The 16,397-nt window shown below is 65.2% G+C and carries 12 protein-coding genes and 1 tRNA gene; 6 read left to right on the top strand and 7 right to left on the bottom strand.

Annotated features, from left to right (window positions below):
- Nucleotides 1-57: 57 nt before the first annotated feature.
- The 5 genes from AC1RR3_RS19465 to AC1RR3_RS19445 form a co-directional block, all read right to left on the bottom strand.
- On the bottom strand, nucleotides 58-2,400 hold the full coding sequence (locus AC1RR3_RS19465) for a hypothetical protein (protein ID WP_492824707.1): 2,343 nt from the start codon (nucleotides 2,398-2,400) through the stop codon (nucleotides 58-60).
- Between the two features lie 293 nt (nucleotides 2,401-2,693).
- Nucleotides 2,694-2,769: transfer RNA gene (locus tag AC1RR3_RS19460), tRNA-Thr, on the bottom strand.
- Between the two features lie 99 nt (nucleotides 2,770-2,868).
- Nucleotides 2,869-4,596, bottom strand: coding sequence for a heme biosynthesis protein HemY (locus AC1RR3_RS19455; RefSeq protein ID WP_492824706.1), 1,728 nt, complete (start codon nucleotides 4,594-4,596; stop codon nucleotides 2,869-2,871).
- Nucleotides 4,597-4,632: 36 nt separating this feature from the next.
- Nucleotides 4,633-5,868 carry a COG4223 family protein gene (locus tag AC1RR3_RS19450; RefSeq protein WP_492824705.1) on the bottom strand — a complete coding sequence of 412 codons (1,236 nt, stop codon included), beginning with the start codon at nucleotides 5,866-5,868 and terminating at the stop codon, nucleotides 4,633-4,635.
- 64 nt (nucleotides 5,869-5,932) lie between these two features.
- Entirely contained in the window at nucleotides 5,933-6,694 is a 762-nt protein-coding gene (locus AC1RR3_RS19445) for a uroporphyrinogen-III synthase (RefSeq protein WP_492824744.1), read from the bottom strand.
- Between the two features lie 163 nt (nucleotides 6,695-6,857).
- Here AC1RR3_RS19445 and tsaD point away from each other — a divergent pair, with 163 nt between their 5' ends.
- From tsaD to AC1RR3_RS19425, 4 genes are all read left to right on the top strand, one after another.
- Complete coding sequence (tsaD, locus tag AC1RR3_RS19440; RefSeq protein WP_492824704.1) at nucleotides 6,858-7,931, top strand: tRNA (adenosine(37)-N6)-threonylcarbamoyltransferase complex transferase subunit TsaD; 1,074 nt, start codon at nucleotides 6,858-6,860, stop codon at nucleotides 7,929-7,931.
- 190 nt (nucleotides 7,932-8,121) lie between these two features.
- Complete coding sequence (locus AC1RR3_RS19435) at nucleotides 8,122-9,102, top strand: NAD(P)H-dependent glycerol-3-phosphate dehydrogenase (RefSeq protein ID WP_492824703.1); 981 nt, start codon at nucleotides 8,122-8,124, stop codon at nucleotides 9,100-9,102.
- A gap of 115 nt (nucleotides 9,103-9,217) precedes the next feature.
- On the top strand, nucleotides 9,218-10,333 hold the full coding sequence (locus AC1RR3_RS19430) for an alpha/beta hydrolase (RefSeq protein ID WP_492824702.1): 1,116 nt from the start codon (nucleotides 9,218-9,220) through the stop codon (nucleotides 10,331-10,333).
- A gap of 97 nt (nucleotides 10,334-10,430) precedes the next feature.
- The gene (locus AC1RR3_RS19425; protein ID WP_492824743.1) at nucleotides 10,431-10,844 is read left to right on the top strand and encodes an EVE domain-containing protein; all 414 of its coding nucleotides are present in this window, start codon (nucleotides 10,431-10,433) and stop codon (nucleotides 10,842-10,844) included.
- A gap of 87 nt (nucleotides 10,845-10,931) precedes the next feature.
- On the opposite strand, the gene AC1RR3_RS19420 is transcribed toward AC1RR3_RS19425, so the two are convergent.
- Nucleotides 10,932-12,011: an adenylate/guanylate cyclase domain-containing protein gene (locus AC1RR3_RS19420; RefSeq protein WP_492824742.1), complete on the bottom strand. Its 1,080-nt coding sequence runs from the start codon at nucleotides 12,009-12,011 to the stop codon at nucleotides 10,932-10,934.
- A 101-nt stretch (nucleotides 12,012-12,112) separates the two neighbouring features.
- On the opposite strand from AC1RR3_RS19420, the gene AC1RR3_RS19415 reads away from it, so the two are divergent.
- Nucleotides 12,113-12,568: an SRPBCC family protein gene (locus AC1RR3_RS19415; protein ID WP_492824701.1), complete on the top strand. Its 456-nt coding sequence runs from the start codon at nucleotides 12,113-12,115 to the stop codon at nucleotides 12,566-12,568.
- A 14-nt stretch (nucleotides 12,569-12,582) separates the two neighbouring features.
- Here AC1RR3_RS19415 and AC1RR3_RS19410 read toward each other — a convergent pair whose 3' ends face one another.
- On the bottom strand, nucleotides 12,583-13,752 hold the full coding sequence (locus tag AC1RR3_RS19410) for a DNA topoisomerase IB (protein ID WP_492824700.1): 1,170 nt from the start codon (nucleotides 13,750-13,752) through the stop codon (nucleotides 12,583-12,585).
- Between the two features lie 422 nt (nucleotides 13,753-14,174).
- Here AC1RR3_RS19410 and acs point away from each other — a divergent pair, with 422 nt between their 5' ends.
- Nucleotides 14,175-16,121, top strand: coding sequence for an acetate--CoA ligase (acs, locus tag AC1RR3_RS19405; RefSeq protein WP_492824699.1), 1,947 nt, complete (start codon nucleotides 14,175-14,177; stop codon nucleotides 16,119-16,121).
- The last annotated feature ends 276 nt before the right edge of the window (nucleotides 16,122-16,397 follow it).

Raw genomic sequence — 16,397 nt, 5'->3', positions numbered from 1 at the left:
GTGACGGAGATCACGCGAGCCTCGAATGGGCCCGATCTGCTCATTTCCGCCGATTCATCATCGTTGCAGGCTCAATTCCCTGATCGCGAAGCCGAGTTCACGAGGATCGCCGGGGAAGTAAGTTGGAGCATTGGTCTCGATTTCCAGTCGAAGCGTCTCGTCGCCCGAGAATTCGTCCAGCGATCGCGTCAGCAACGATTGGGGTAGAGGTCCCGAGAATACGGGCCTGCCGTTGATGCGCATACTCATCCGGTCTCCCGACACGGGCATTGGCCATATCTGGAACTGCAGCGATCGTGCCGGAGATGGTCTGTTGGGAAGTTCGAACGTCGCCTTTGGGCCGGCCCACTGAAGATCGCCACCTGGCGTCCTTTCGAGACCGTACAGCCCTGTTGTCATGATTACTGCCGGAGTTTGCGTTCCGATTTCGAGCTTGTCTCGACGTCCATTGAGAAAATCTCGCGCGGTATGCTCCGTTGCGAGATCGATGAGCTTTCTTCCGTTGCCCGCCGTCAGTCGATCAGCCGATGCGAGACAATCAAATTGCTCCCAGCCAGTTGGAAAATAGTCCTGGCCTGATCGGCTGGGCCAATTCATCGTCTTTGGGGCTGCCCACGCAACGCCAGCTTCAACCGCAACGCGCCTCAATAGATTGTCCATCATTGGATTGGATGTCTCGATCACGAGGCCCTTGCAGGTCCCAATCTCCGCGCTGATGCGCCGATAGTCCCAGTCGAGCGAGGCCTTTTGCATTTCCACCTGCGCCGCCGCGGTCGGTAGCCCGGGCAGTGCATGGCCGACAACGAGGAATGGCCGCGCCAAGCCAAGGCACAAATGGCCGAGAACGACGAGGCAGCTCGTGATCGTACCCGTCAGATTATTTGGCCCTGTCACGAGTGGAGAGATGACGAGCGCGAACAGCATGGGTGCAGCCATGGCCAGGCCTTTGCCCGCAGCCCAGCCGTGGCCTGATGCCAATATCCCGAGCGGGACCAGACAGCCCACGATGCTGCCGAGGAAAAAACGTGTCCTGGCCATTTCAGGCTCGGTGCGCCACGCCCACAGGATCGTCGCTGCGATGTTCATCAGCAGCAGCATGGTGAAACCGTACAGAACAAGCTTCCAGACGATGGCAAGCGCGACGGGCCAACCATATGTCGGCAAAACTGCAAATAAACCGAGGCCAGCGATTGTGGCCTCTACCGGCCATGAAAACCAAGCGTAGAGTAGATCGCCGAGACTCGTCGACTGACCGCTGACGACATCGAGGTAAAACTCTTCACGGCCGAACAAATGGCGCTGAAAGTATTTCCACCAATCCGGTGTTTCGCCCGCAGCCTGACTCAGAACTCTTACGACATACGCTCCCGTTCCTGACCACAACGGGACACACATCAGGAGACCGATGCCGATGCCGCCACCCATTCCTGCGGCGGCGACCGGGATGGCCTGCCGTGGACCGCGATGACGGAGCGCGAAAACCGCTGCCGTGGCGCTTGCCGGTCCGTAGATGGTGAGCGGCTCCGGATACAAGAAGAAGATGCCGGCAATGAGTGCCGCGAATATCGCCGTCATCCGCCAGATCGCTGAGACGCCAATTCCGAAGCGGTCTTTATCGAAAGCAAGAACGGTGAAACCGAATAGCAGCAGGAAAAGTGGTTGTCCCGCCAGTTGCGACATTGCATTGATATCGAAAATATATTGCCCGAAGAATCCGATCGCGAGCGCGGTTGCGCATACAGCAGCTATCCGTCGTCCAAGCGCCAAAACGTTGGTAAAGACGAAAAGTGCCGCGAAGAGCATATTGAGCTGCAACGCAACCATATATGGATAAGCGCAATCAACTGCACTCCCGCGCGTCAGAGCCGCAATTGCTCCAAGCATCATCGAAACGGCGCCGCGCCAATCGACGAACCACAGTGCCATCGGGAAGATTGGATCCGGCAAGTCCGCATTGGATCGGACCACCAGGGTGGCATAATCGACAACGCGATATGAAACCGCCGAGCCGACGTAAAGCATGTGGTCGTAGACGTTGCCTTGGAAAACTCTGAATCGATATCCGCCTACCCAAGCCGGCGCCAAACAGATGATGACGATGAGAGCGACGGCCGACGCAACGACCACGGCCATTCGGCGAGGGATCGCGAGCGGACGGGTCGCCAGCAGCGCCACGGTGAGCGCGAGGCCACCTGTTGGGAGAATCGCCATGGTGATCCACGGCGCGATATTGCCGCGAACGTAAAACACAGCCGTCGCCGCAGCCAGCAGGCCAAGGCCGATGGGAGGCGCGAGCGCCCACCGAACCGAAAACCGATGCGATGGCAGGAGCAGCGAGAACGGCAGGCCGATGCAGCCAAAGGCCAGCATCGCAACGGCAACGACGAGGATGTCATGCATCGTCGTGAACCTGCGGGGACGGCCTCGGCAAAGGACCATGCAGGCTCGGCCCCTGGAGCGGTCCGTACGCAGCTGCGGACGTGAACGGAACGGCATCGACGGTGAGATCGGACAGAACCAACCATGCGTTCTGATCCGTCGTGCCGGCTCTGTTCTCCGTACCCACCACTTGCCCCGTCACGCACATGTTTCGGCGGCACATCGTAGTGACACCGGCGTCGAGCGCAACGCGCATGCGAGCTGGTCTCAGTGGGCAAGAAGCCGGCTTGTGACGATCGGACGAAGTGAGGCGCTGGTGCCGCAAGAGGGATTCGAACCCCCGACCCCGTCATTACGAATGACGTGCTCTACCGACTGAGCTATTGCGGCGAACCCTGCCGGGTCCGGGCGATGCCGGCCCCGATACGCGCGCTCCTGATATCGGGCATGGCCCGAATTGGCAAGGACAAGCGGGGTGCGAAATACGCCTCATGCGCCCCAGCGGGACCAGAATCCGCGCCAGCCACCGGCCTGGACCTTTGGCGTGCCGATTTGTTCCGTAAATTCATCGCTCGGACCCTCGTCATCGATCCCGGGGTCATCGGGCGCGCGGACGATCGGGATGACGGCGGGGATCGGGGCCGGCGCAGGCTTACCGAGGTCGGCGCGGGTCCGGAACACCGGTGTCGCCGCCACCGGCGATGATTCGGCAACCTCTGGGGTCGGCTCGGCGGGCGTGGCCGCGGGCTCGTCCTTGGCGGCCGAGGGCGAATTGTCCTGCGCGGCCGGCGCCGGAACCGGAGCCGTCGCGACCGGTTCCACCGGGCTCTCGCTCGGGGCTGCCGTCACCCGCTTCGGCGGTGGGGCCGCCAGCATGGCTTCCTCGAAGGCCGAGGCTTCGATCGTGGTGCCCTTGTCCGAGGGCAGGCTCGCGACCGGCGTCTGCCACTGGAAGGCATCGAGGCGGCCGGTGACCGGGGAGACCGGGCGCCAGCGATCGCTGACATAGCCGTCCGCGGTCCAGGCCGGATCGTGGCGGGCGCGCACCGCGCGCAAGGTCCAGGCCCGGGCCCGGCCGCCGTCGCCATGCTCGGTGCGCTCGATCTCGGCCATCAGCAGCGCGACGCGCTGGGTTGGATCGTTGACGTACGGCGCCAGCACCGCGCGGGCGCGGGCGAACTCGGACGCATCGATCGCGGCGCGTGCGAGCGCGAGCTGGCCCTCGACATGGCCGGGCTTATCGGCGGGCGTTTTGGCCGCGAGGGTCTCGACCCGCTGCAAGCGCTGCCGCGCGGAATCACCGAGTTTGACGTGCGCATAGGCCTCGGCGAGATCGGGATGCGGATTGGCGAGCCAGGCGGCCTCGACCAGCTTCATGGCGCGGCGCACCTGATGCGCCTCGCTCTCGAATTTCGCAGCGAGCACTGCGGCCGGCACCAGCGTCGGCGCGAGCTTGACCGCCTCCGTCACACTCTCGCGCGCGACGTCGCGGTCCATCGTTTCCAGTTCCAGCGCGCGCGCGGTGAGCAGCACGCCGCGCTGCCTGCGATACGCCTGCTTGTCGATCAGGCCTGCAGACAAATTCGAATCGAGGATCGCAAGCGCACCACTCCAGTCGCCGCGGGCGCAGCGGAAGCCGAGCACCGCATGCGAGGCCCAGGTCGAGGACGGCGACAGCTTGATCGCTTCCTCCGCGATCATCACGGCGCCGACCGCATCGTCGGCGCGCTGAGCCTCGATGAACAGGCCGCGCAAACCGAGCAGCCGCGTATCTTCGCGCTCCGCCATGGCGCGGAAGGCGCGCTGGGCTTCGCTGCGATTGCCTTCGAGCTGGGCCGATTGCGCATGCAGGAGCAGCGCGAGCGGATCGTTTGCTGCAAGTCGCCGCGCGGTATCGGCGTGACGGCGAGCGAGGCCGGTATCGCCATGGCCAATCGCGAGCAGGCCCTGGGTGATGGCGTGGCGGCCGCGGGCGTGACGCTTCTCGTGACGGCGCCGCCGCATGCGGCCCGGCAACCGCCAGGTCGTGGTCAGGATGCTCCAGAGCAGCACGATCGCCACGGCAAATATGCCGAGAAGAAGCACGAACACTGGAATGGTCGGCGAGGCTCGCCAGGCACCCCAGGTCATCACGACCTCGCCGGGCTGGTCAGCAACCCAGGCCGCGCCCGCGCCTGCGAGTGCAATCAAAACGAGGAAAAGGACGATGCGAAGCATGGCGATTCCTATACGCGCGGATTGTTGCGCGAACCTTTATTGACCAGGCTTGGCCGTACCGGATTTGGCAAGATCGGCCATGGCATCGTCGGCGAATTTGCGGGACGCGGCGAGCGCGGCGTCGCGGGCATCGGCCTTGTCGAGCCAGGCCTGCGCCGGGGCGCGATCGGCCTCGGGCAGCGTCTTGAGCTCGCGCCGCGCCTCGACGAAATCGTTGCGGAGCGCGAAGGCCGTCACGCGCGCGACAACGGCGCCGCGATCATTGCCGACGCCGTCGGTGCGCTCGATGCGAACGAGTTTTGACGCGCCCGCCTGAAGGCGCTCGACGATGCCGGCACCGGCGGCCGGGGCTTCCGCCGGTGGCGACAATTTCGGCACGATGTTGAGCAGCTCGCGGCTCAGGGCCACCGGCGTCGGGATGCCGGACGAAGCAAATGTGTCGAGCGGCTTCAGCATCTCGGGCCTGGCCGCCAGCGACCGCGCCGCGGTCAATTGCGATTCGTAAGCGTCACCATGGCGCACGGCGACGTCGAGCAGGGCCGCCGCCACCACGTGGCGCAGCGGCTTGTCATCCGTCGTTTTCGCATCCGCGATTTTCTCGCCCTGCTGTGCGAGTTCGGCGCGCTCGGTCTTGCTGGCACGCTCGAGCTGCGAAATGCGATCGCTGAGAGCGGCAAGATCAGGCGCCGCAGCGCGCGGCACGGATGTCGTGTTGTTGAGAGCGCTCGCGGTCTTGTCGGATTGCGCGCGCAGATTGGCGACGTCGCTGCGCAAGGCGCTCGCTGATTTTTCCAGCGCGTCGATCCGCGCCACCAGCGCAGGATCGGCGGCGGGTTTGCCGGCCTTGGCTTCGACCGCCGCAACGCGCCCGCTCAACTCGTCGACGGTCGCGCTCGTCACTTGCGGCGCGGCCGGAGGCGCCTGCACGGCGGGCCAACCCAGCGCCCAGCCAACCCCGATCACCAACGCGGCTGCGACAGCGCCGGAGAACGGCGCAATGACCCAGGGAGAAATCGGCGGCGAGACGGGCGCCGACGCCACGGAAGGCTGCTCTTCGGCGTGTTCGGGCTGCGGCTCGGGCTTGGCTTCGTCGACCTCGGCCTCTTCGACCTTGGCCTGCTCATGCGCGGCTTGCCCGGACGCCGGCTCGGCGGCCACCTCCTGCGGCTGGGTCGAGACTTCGGTCGCCTCAAGGTCGATGGTGGGCGGGGTGCGCTTGGCACGACCGGGCTCGGGGGCCAATCCTGCGTCTTCAGGCTTGTCGTCGGCCATCGTGACGGTTCCTCACACTTCCATACCAGAGCGGACCCGATTGCGTCGGATTCGGCCCGACCTCTTACGCCAAACGGGTACGCAAAGCACGCTCCAAGGTGCCAAATAAGGCATTTTCGTCCGGCGTCGCAGCCACTAGAACCTGCGACGCACCGGCATCGCGCAGCACGGCCGCGACCGTCTCGGACAGGCAACATTGCGGGATCGCCAGCGCCGAGATTTCGACACCTTCACCCCGTGCCGCCTCCAGGAAGGCCCGCGCGCTGCGCCGGGAGTAATGCAGCACCGCCTCGACGCCATGGGCGGCAAAGCCCTCGCAGACCTGGCGCGGCAGATGCTTGACCGGCGCCATGCGATAGGTGGTCTGCGTGACCACGTTGAATCCCTCTGCACCGAGCTCGCCGCCGAGATCGCGCGACAAATCAGCGCCCGCGAGATAGAGCAGCGTGCCTTTCTTCTTCAGCACCTTCGCGCGCGTACTTTGAACGACCGTGTCGCGCAAGGAAGCGGCATCGCCGCCGGCGACGATCACCTCGGCAAAGCCGGCATCGCGCGCGGCGGTCGCGGTGTGCTCGCCGACCGCAAACAGCGGCAGCTTCAGGAGGCCAAGGTTCTTTAAGCCAAGATCCTGCAATTGCGGCGCGACGGCACGGATCGCATTGGCCGACGTCACGATGATGGCGCTGTAATTCGCCTCGCTTTCGTCGTGAAAAGCGATCGGTTCGAACTTGAGCACCGGCGCGAGCAACACCACATGCCCCCGCGCGCGCAGACCTTCCGCCGTCGCCTCATTGTCGGGATGCGGCCGTGTGACAAGAATGGACATCGCTCGTGTTCCCGAACCGCGTGACGGTGACGCATTCGCTGGGATGGCCGCGCGTGACGATTGCGCAAGCCGACCCCGGAATGCTACCGGACGTACCAGAACTCTGCTTTGCGGATGAGCGCAAGGGGGGTGAGAAGGGCGCAAATTGGATAACAATTCGCCAATGCTGGTACTGGGCATCGAAACCACCTGCGACGAGACCGCCGCGGCGGTGATCGAGCGCGCGCCTGACGGCAGCGGCAAGATCCTGTCCAACATCGTGCGGTCCCAGATCGAGGAGCATGCCCGTTTCGGCGGCGTGGTGCCGGAGATCGCCGCGCGCGCACATGTCGATGTGCTCGACGGCATCATCGACCGTGCCATGCACGAGGCCGGCATCGACTACGCCCAGCTCAGCGGTGTCGCCGCCGCGGCGGGACCGGGCTTGATCGGCGGCGTCATCGTCGGGCTCACCACCGCGAAGGCGATCGCGATGGTGCACGACACACCGCTGGTCGCGGTGAACCATCTGGAGGCGCATGCGCTGACGCCGCGCCTCACTGACGGGATCGAGTTTCCCTATTGCCTCTTTCTCGCCTCGGGCGGCCATACCCAGATCGTCGCGGTCACCGGCGTCGGGCAATATGTGCGGCTCGGCACCACCGTTGATGACGCGATCGGCGAGGCCTTCGACAAGGTCGCGAAGATGCTGGGCCTGCCCTATCCCGGCGGACCGCAGGTCGAGCGCGCGGCGGCCAACGGCGATGCCACGCGCTTTGCGCTTCCGAGGCCGATGCAGGGACGCCCTGATGCCAATTTTTCGCTGTCGGGATTGAAAACCGCGGTGCGCACCGAGGCGAGCCGGCTCACCGAGATCACGCCGCAGGACATCAGCGATCTCTGCGCGAGTTTCCAGGCGGCCGTGCTGGACTCAACCGCCGATCGCCTGAGCGTCGGCCTGAGACTTTTCCGCGAGCGGTTCGGCGCACCCCATGCACTGGTGGCCGCCGGCGGCGTCGCCGCCAATCAGGCCATCCGCGGCGCGCTGCATGACGTTGCCAAGCAAGCGCAGACGCAATTGATCATGCCGCCGCCCGCGCTCTGCACCGACAATGGCGCGATGATCGCCTGGGCCGGCGCCGAACGCCTCGCGCTCGGAATGACCGACACGATGGAAGCCCAGCCCCGCGCGCGCTGGCTGCTCGATGCCAACGCGACGGCGCCGGCGGGCTACGGCAAGACGCGGGCGGGCTATTGATGCTGTGGTGTCGCCGCGAGCTCCACTTCACCTCGCCCCGCTTGCGGGGAGAGGTCGGATTGCATCGTAGATGCAATCCGGGTGAGGGGGACTCTCCGCGAATCTCTCTGTCACCGTCCTTGCGGAGACTCCCCCTCACCCCGACGACCCTCTCCCCACAAGCCGGGCGAGGGAGTGGAGGGATCGAGCAATGACCACGTTCCAGTCCGTTGCGGTGATCGGCGCGGGCGCCTGGGGCACGGCGCTGGCGACGGTGGCGGCACGGGCAGGTCGGAACGTGACGCTCTGGGCGCGCAATGTCGAGCATGCGACGCGCATTGCATCGACCCGCGACAATCCGCGGTTGCCGGGCGTGCGGCTGGCGCCGGAGATCGTCGTGACGAGCGAGCTGGCGCTCGCCGCGCGCGCCGACATGCTGCTGATCGCGACGCCGGCGCAGCATCTGCGTGGCGCCGTCAACATGCTGGCCTCGCACCTTGCAAAGCCGACGCCGATCGTCGCCTGCGCCAAGGGCATCGAGCACGGCACCCATAAATTCATGACCGATGTGATCGCCGAGGCCGCCTCTCACGCGCAGCCGGCGATCCTGTCGGGCCCGAGCTTTGCCGACGACGTCGCGCGCGGCCTGCCGACGGCGGTGACGCTGGCAGCAAAGGATGAGGCCTTGGCGAGCGCGCTGGTGCAGGCGCTGGGCTCGGCGACCTTCCGGCCCTATCACACGACGGATGTGCGCGGCGTCGAAATCGGCGGTGCCGCCAAGAACGTGCTGGCGATCGCGGCCGGCATCGTGGTCGGCCGCAACCTCGGCGCCTCCGCGCTTGCTGCGCTGACCACGCGCGGCTTCAGCGAGCTGGCACGGCTCGGCCGTGCCTGCGGCGCGCGCACGGAAACGCTGTCGGGACTCTCCGGCCTCGGCGATCTCCTGCTGAGCTGCTCGACCGCGCAATCGCGCAATTTCGCGCTTGGGATCGCGCTCGGTCGCGGCGAGGCCGCACCGGCCGGCAAGCTTGCGGAAGGCGCTTTCACAGCGCCGGTGCTGGTCGAGCTCGCCGCCGCGCGGAACGTCGACATGCCGGTCTCGCAAGCGGTGGCGGCCATCCTGGACGGAAGATTGACGATCGACGCAGCGATCGAAGGGCTGCTGACGCGGCCGTTCAAGGCCGAAGAATGACGGCGGCCCAAGCGTCGCGGGTGGCACTTCACGACCTCTGCATGCTGGTCTAGCCTAGCGGCACACCGCAGGATCCCGGTCCAACAACAACGAAACGGATCCAAGGGAAGAACGCATGCGCAAACCGCATCATGCGATCGTTTCGATCGCCATCATCACACTTGCCGCCGTTACGCTACCTACCGCGGCCTACACCCAGGCCGCACTCTCCTATGACGAGCTCGCCAAGAACGAAGCTGCGGCCAATGCCGAAAACGGCAAGCGGATCGCGCCGGTCAAATCGATCGGCAATCCCGCGGGTGACGTCAGCTCCGATATGCAGGCCATGATCGGCGCACCGTTTCCGCCGCACTTCAATGCGGACCCGAAGACACCGGCAGAGTGGAAGGAGCTGATCGATCGCCGCGCAAAACTGTCGATCGCAGGTGTTCCCACGATGAAGGAGAAGCTCGGCGTCAAGGTCGAGGAGACAAAGATTGCCGGCGTGCATTGCTTCATCGTCACGCCGAACAAGATCCCACCCGAGAACCGACGGCGCCTTCTGGTCCACGTCCATGGCGGCGGCTACGTGTTCGGGCCCGGCGAAGCCGCGTTACCCGAAGCGATCATGATGGCGGGCTTTGGCGGCTTCAAGGTGATCTCGGTCGACTACCGCATGCCGCCCGACTTCCCCTATCCCGCCGCGATGGACGATGCGATGGCAGTCTGGAAGGAGGTCACCAGGGAGCACGATTCACGCCGGATGGCGATCTTCGGGACGTCGACGGGCGGGGCGATGACGCTGGCGATGGTGCTGCGGGCCAAGGACGAGAAGCTGCCGAAGCCGGCGGCGATCGCACCGGGCACCCCGTGGTCCGATATCGACAAGGTCGGCGACACCTATGCCAGCAATGAGTGGGTCGACAACGTGCTGGTGACCTGGGACGGCTGGCTCGGCCGCGCCGCAAAGCTCTACGCCAACGGCACGGACCTGAAAAATCCCTACATCTCGCCGATCTATGGTGACTTCAAGGGCTTCCCACCGACCATCCTGACGTCGGGCACACGCGATCTGTTCCTCAGCAACACGGTGCGCACGCATCGCAAATTGCGCCGCGCCGGCGTGATCGCCGATCTCAACGTCTATGAAGGCCAGTCGCACGCGCAGTACCAGTTCAACATCAATGCGCCGGAGACGAAGGAAGCTTTCACCGATATCGCAAGATTCTTCGACCGATATCTGAAGGAGTGAGCGCTGCGATGGATACCGGATGCCCGCGCTTGTCGCGGGTATCCGCGTGCTTGTATGGTCGCGGCACGTGAGACATAAGCGAATGGGGCAAGTTGCGATGAACTACTGGCTGGTGAAATCCGAACCGTCGGTGTGGTCCTGGGACCAGCAGGTGGCGAAGGGCGCCAAGGGCGAGGCCTGGACCGGCGTACGCAATTACACCGCGCGCATAAACCTCGTGAACATGAAGAAGGGCGACAAGGCGTTCTTCTACCATTCCAACGAGGGCAAGGAGATCGTCGGCATCGCGGAGATCATCAAGGAGGCCTATACGGACCCGACCGACAAGACCGAGAAATTCGTCTGCGTCGACATCAAGGCCGACAAGCCCTTGAAGACACCGGTGACGATGGCGGCGATCAAGGCCGAGAAGAAGCTCGCCGAAATGGCCCTGGTGAAATATTCGCGCCTCTCGGTGCAGCCGGTGACGGCGGAGGAATGGAAGCTCGTCTGCAAGATGGGCGGGGTCTAGGCGGTACCGTAGCGCAATCCGGGACAGTTCAGATCGAGGCACGACCCCGGATTACGCTGCGCTCCATCCGGGCTACGATGTCTGCAGTTATGGGGCCGACAGCGCAAAGACCTCGCATGGCGCGGCAATGCCGCGCAGCGGATGCGATCCCATCGCGATCAGAGGCATATCCGTTTCGGCGGCGAGCACGCCCGACACCAGCACGGTCCTGCCGAGCGGCTTGCACAATCCTTCGAGCCGGCTGGCGAGATTGACGGCGGGACCGATCGCCGTGAAATCGAGCCGGTTTGCGGCGCCGATATTGCCCCAGAGCATCTCGCCGAGATGAAGGGCGGCACCGAAGGCGAGCGGCGACAGCCCTTTGGCGCTGCGTTCGGCGTTGAGATATGCCATTCCGGCTTCGGCTGCGCTTGCCGCACGCAAGGCAGCATCGCATGCGCGGCGCGGTGATGCCTCGACCACCGGAAAGATCGCGAGCACGCCGTCGCCGATGAATTTCAGCACCTCGCCGCCGAAGGCGTGCACCGCGCCGGCGATGCGGTCGAACCAGGCATCGAGCGCGGCAATGACCTCCGCAGGCGGTGTGGTTTCCGACAGGCTCGTAAAATTGCGCAAATCGGCATAGAGCAGCGCGGCCTGAATGGTTTCGCCGAGATCGCGCCGCAGCGGCGCTGCCAGCACGCGCTCCGCACTGCGCTTGCCGAGATAGGCATCCAGCGTCGCCCGCAACGTGGCGCGCGCAGCGAGCACGGCAAGGGGAGTCGCGGCAAAGCGCGCCGCCTGGCGCAGCTGCCCGATTTCATCCGGGGTGAACGGACGCGGCCCGATCCAGCCGAGCAACGGTCCATCGGGCCGCCCGGCGGCATCTTCGTGCACCTCGCCATCTGCGATGTCGCGCAACCAGCGGCGACCGGCATCGTTGGGCGGATCGGGCGCCAATCCACTCGGTGCAAAGCCGAGCGCTTCGATCACCCGGCCGCTCTCCGCACGCCACAACCAGGTCCGCTTCGCGATCAACGGATGCGGTACCTCCAGCGTCAGGGCGCCTGCCGCAAGCGACAGGCCGTCGGCGATCAGATGCGCGCCCAGATCCGCAAGCAGACGGTCGGCCCCGGGACTATCGGAGGCGGCATCGACGAGCCAGGCGAGGGTCGGAGAGAGCTGCATGGCCCGATGATGGCGAAGCAAGGCCGCCTTTGTCACGGGCAATCCTTGACGGGCCGCACCAGCGCCGCCATGTCCCGGTGTCAGCCCAGGGATGATCGCCGATGACCGAACCGTTCATAGTGCGACGCGAGACCCAGATCGCGGCCCCACGTGCCACTGTTTTCGCTTACCTGACCGACCCCGAGAAGATCCTGAGCTGGATGGGCTCCGACGCCACCACGGAGCCGCATCCCGGTGGGCTCTATCTGCTGAAGGGTATCGGCCCGCGCGGCAGCGTCGCTCGCGGCGCCTTCCGCGAAGTCGTGCCGGTGCATCGCCTCGCCTACACGTTCGGCTGGGAGGGCGGTCAGGAAGTGCCGCCCGGCTCGAGCCTGATTGAAATCGACCTGATCGAGCGCGATGGCGGCACGTTGCTGCGGATGACCCATAGCGGGCTGCCGAGCGAAGAGCAGGCGGCTGCGCACGCGAAGGGCTGGGCGCATTACCTGGGACGGCTCACGAGCGCAGCTTCAGGCAGCGATCCCGGTCCCGACAGGGGTTTATCCGACAAGATGTGATGCCGGCGGGCGGCTTAAACCGCCGCGGTCGCCACCACCTGCTGCAACAGCTGCTCGCGCCTCGCCTGCGAGCGCTGGCCCTTCATGGTCGCGGCGAAGCGCTCGAGGATGCCGTCCTCGAAGGCGGTGACGATGGTGTCGTGGACGTAGCTCTTGCGGCAGATCGCCGGCGTGTTGGAGAGCTGGTCGGCGGCGGCGCGGATCGCGTCCAGCACCTGCTTCTTGCGGCCGCGCTGGCTGGTCGCCGGCGTGATCCGCGACAAGGATTCGACGACGACGGCAGACGCCATCAGCGTGCGAAAGTCCTTCAGTGAAATCTTGATGCCGGCGATCTCGCGCAGAAACGCGTTCACCTGTGTGGTGCTGACGGCCCGGACGATGCCGTAGGCGTCCCGATACTGGAACATGCGCTTGCCGGGAACGCTGCGCAGAATGCCGATGGCACGCACCAGCTTGGCCGCGTCGCACTCCTTCCGCACCGCCTTGCCACCCTTCGCCTTGAAGGTCAGCACGAAGCTATCGTCTTCCAGCGTGACATTGGATTTCAGCATCGTGGTGGCGCCGCGGGTGCCGTTGAGGCGGGCATAGGATTCGTTGCCGGGGCGGATCGCGGTGCGCGCGATCAGCTCGATTACGGCCGAGAGCGCGAACTCGCGCGTCGGCTCGTCGCCCGACAGGAACGCCGACACCTTGCGCCGGATCTTTGGCAGCGCGCCGACGAGCTTTTCCAGGCGATGCGCCTTGCGGTGCTCGCGAACCTTTTCCCAATCGGCGTGATAGCGATATTGCAGCCGGCCCGCGGCATCGCGTCCCACCGCCTGGAGATGCGTGCTCGGATCGGCCGAGTAACGCACCTCGCGGTAGGCCGGCGGCACCGCCATGGCGTGCAGCCGGCGGATGGTGCGGGCATCCCGGATATGGGCGCCATTGCCACGGACGAAGGAATAGCCCTTGCCGCGCTTGATACGGCGGATGGTCAGCTCGTTCTGGTCGCCGAGCCGCAAGCCGAGCTCCTTGGCGAGGGCCTCGACAGTCGCCGCAGGCGCCGTGTCGAACACCTTTTTGGGGCTGGAACGGCTGGAACCGGCCGGTTTCGGCCATTGTCCGAGGGCTTTGGCCAGCGCAATAGCGGCAGGATCGGCTGAAGCGGGCCGTATCGTCCCGAGATTCTGCTGATCCATCATAGTCTTATGCCTGGCCCTGTCTGTTACCGTTCAATGCCGCTGTTCTGAATTTTGTTCCAAGGGGCCGCTTGAGGGTCTCTTGGAGGGTCTCTTGGGACCCGGGTTAGCCACTTAGGGTGTTCCGAACCGTATTGCGAGTCCCGAATCAGTGAGGGACGGTTTCTAATTACCTTCGTGGGGCGCATGGGGCTCTGCACCGGCCTGTTCCGGCGATTTGGGTAAAGAGCCAAAAGGCCCCTCCCGGCCTGTTTCAGATTTGCGACAACCGGCCTTCGCGGCTTGATCCTCCGCATGGTCGGCGGCTCGCCGAAGGTCCAGCTTGTGCTCCTTGTCGGGTCCGGTTAGCCCGACGCATAATCGGTTCAACGATCGAGTTGGCTCGCCTGTCGCTTGGGTTCGGCTAGCCGTATGTGGAGGGAATCATGTCCGAGAAGATCTACGACGTTCCGGCGGAATGGGCGAAGCGCGCCTGGGTCGACCAGGCCAAGTACCAGGAAATGTACGCCCGCTCTATCTCGGACCCGAACGGTTTCTGGGCCGAGCAGGCCAAGCGTATCGACTGGATGCACGCGCCGACCAAAATCGAGAACGTCTCCTTCGCGCCCGGCAACATCTCGATCAAATGGTTCGAGGACGGCATCCTCAACGTCGCCCATAACTGCATCGACCGTCACCTGCACAAACGCGCCAACCAGACCGCGATCATCTGGGAAGGCGACGATCCCTCGCAGTCCCGGCACATCACCTACAAGGAGCTGCACGACGAGGTCTGCCGGATGGCCAACATCCTGCGCACCCGCAACGTCAAGAAGGGCGACCGCGTCACCATCTATCTGCCGATGATTCCGGAGGCCGCCTACGCGATGCTGGCCTGCGCGCGGATCGGCGCGATCCACTCCGTGGTGTTCGCCGGCTTCTCGCCGGACTCACTCGCCCAGCGCATCAACGACTGCCAGTCCAAGGTGATCATCACCGCTGACGAAGGCCTGCGCGGCGGCAAGAAAGTGCCGCTCAAGGCCAATGTCGACGCCGCGCTCGCCAAGGCCGACGGCGTCGACTGGGTCGTGGTGGTCAAGCGCACCGGTGGCGCTGTCGACATGAATCCCTCGCGCGATCTCTGGTACCACGACGCCGCCAAGATGGTGACGACGGAATGCCCGGTCGAGCATATGCACGCCGAAGATCCGCTGTTCATCCTCTATACGTCAGGTTCGACCGGCCAGCCCAAGGGCGTGCTGCACACCTCGGGCGGCTATCTCGTGTTCGCCGCGATGACGCATCAATACGTCTTCGACTATCATGACGGCGACATCTACTGGTGCACCGCCGACGTCGGCTGGGTCACCGGCCACAGCTACATTCTCTACGGGCCGCTCGCCAACGGCGCGACCACGCTGATGTTCGAAGGCGTGCCGAATTACCCGGATAATTCACGGTTCTGGAGCGTCATCGACAAGCATAAGGTCAACATCTTCTACACCGCGCCGACCGCCATCCGCGCCCTCATGCAGAGCGGCGACGAGCCCGTGAAGAAGACCTCGCGCGCGTCGCTCCGCCTGCTCGGCTCGGTCGGCGAGCCCATCAACCCGGAAGCCTGGGAATGGTATCACCGCGTCGTCGGCGACGACCGCTGCCCGATCGTGGACACCTGGTGGCAGACCGAGACCGGCGGCATCCTGATCACGCCACTGCCGGGCGCGACCAAGCTGAAGCCAGGCTCGGCAACGCAGCCGTTCTTCGGCGTGGTGCCTGAAATCGTCGATGCCGATGGCAAGGTGCTGGACGGCGAGACCACCGGCAATCTGTGCTTGACGCGGTCGTGGCCGGGCCAGATGCGCACGGTCTATGGCGACCACGCCCGCTTCGAGCAGACCTACTTCTCGACCTACAAGGGCAAGTATTTCACGGGCGACGGCTGCCGCCGCGATGCCGACGGCTACTACTGGATCACCGGCCGCGTCGACGACGTCATCAACGTCTCCGGCCACCGCATGGGCACCGCGGAAGTCGAGAGCGCGCTGGTGGCGCATGAGAAGGTGTCGGAGGCCGCCGTGGTCGGCTTCCCGCATGACATCAAGGGCCAGGGCATCTACGCCTATGTCACCCTGATGGCCGGCGTCCAGCCGTCCGACGATCTGCGGAAGGAGCTCGTGACCTGGGTGCGCAAGGAGATCGGCCCGATCGCCTCGCCCGACCAGATCCAGTTCGCGCCCGGCCTGCCCAAAACCCGCTCCGGCAAGATCATGCGCCGCATCCTGCGCAAGATCGCCGAGGACGAACCGGGCAGCCTGGGCGACACCTCGACCCTGGCCGATCCCGGCGTGGTCGACGATCTCGTCAAGAACCGGCAGAACAAGAAGTCAGCGTAAGCCACTCTGGCGCCCCGGACGCAGCGCAGCGCGCACTTGCGCGGTGCGCTGCAGAGCCGGGGCCCGCGCAATAGCGGAATGTGTGGCCTTCTTGGTCCCGGCTCTGCGCCGCACCGCTTCGCGCTGCGCCGCGTCCGGGACACGAGACCGCATTTGGCGGCACCCTCCCGAAACAACAGCCGTTCACACCTTCACGCGTTTGTCAGGGCGCGCGCGGGCACGGCCGTATCTTTCCCGCCGAGTGTTGTTTTCAAGTCATTTACTTTGTTTCGAACA

This window comes from Bradyrhizobium sp. GW821-FHT13H05, from assembly GCF_058804065.1.
Note: the sequence above shows the minus strand (reverse complement) of the source record. Positions and strands in the feature narration are given on the sequence as shown.

Coding starts and splice junctions, on each gene's coding strand:
- AC1RR3_RS19465 (WP_492824707.1), bottom strand. CDS start 2,400: ATGCATGACATCCTCGTCGTTGCCGTTGCGATGCTGGCCTTTGGCTGC.
- AC1RR3_RS19455 (WP_492824706.1), bottom strand. CDS start 4,596: ATGCTTCGCATCGTCCTTTTCCTCGTTTTGATTGCACTCGCAGGCGCG.
- AC1RR3_RS19450 (WP_492824705.1), bottom strand. CDS start 5,868: ATGGCCGACGACAAGCCTGAAGACGCAGGATTGGCCCCCGAGCCCGGT.
- AC1RR3_RS19445 (WP_492824744.1), bottom strand. CDS start 6,694: ATGTCCATTCTTGTCACACGGCCGCATCCCGACAATGAGGCGACGGCG.
- tsaD (WP_492824704.1), top strand. CDS start 6,858: ATGCTGGTACTGGGCATCGAAACCACCTGCGACGAGACCGCCGCGGCG.
- AC1RR3_RS19435 (WP_492824703.1), top strand. CDS start 8,122: ATGACCACGTTCCAGTCCGTTGCGGTGATCGGCGCGGGCGCCTGGGGC.
- AC1RR3_RS19430 (WP_492824702.1), top strand. CDS start 9,218: ATGCGCAAACCGCATCATGCGATCGTTTCGATCGCCATCATCACACTT.
- AC1RR3_RS19425 (WP_492824743.1), top strand. CDS start 10,431: ATGAACTACTGGCTGGTGAAATCCGAACCGTCGGTGTGGTCCTGGGAC.
- AC1RR3_RS19420 (WP_492824742.1), bottom strand. CDS start 12,011: ATGCAGCTCTCTCCGACCCTCGCCTGGCTCGTCGATGCCGCCTCCGAT.
- AC1RR3_RS19415 (WP_492824701.1), top strand. CDS start 12,113: ATGACCGAACCGTTCATAGTGCGACGCGAGACCCAGATCGCGGCCCCA.
- AC1RR3_RS19410 (WP_492824700.1), bottom strand. CDS start 13,752: ATGATGGATCAGCAGAATCTCGGGACGATACGGCCCGCTTCAGCCGAT.
- acs (WP_492824699.1), top strand. CDS start 14,175: ATGTCCGAGAAGATCTACGACGTTCCGGCGGAATGGGCGAAGCGCGCC.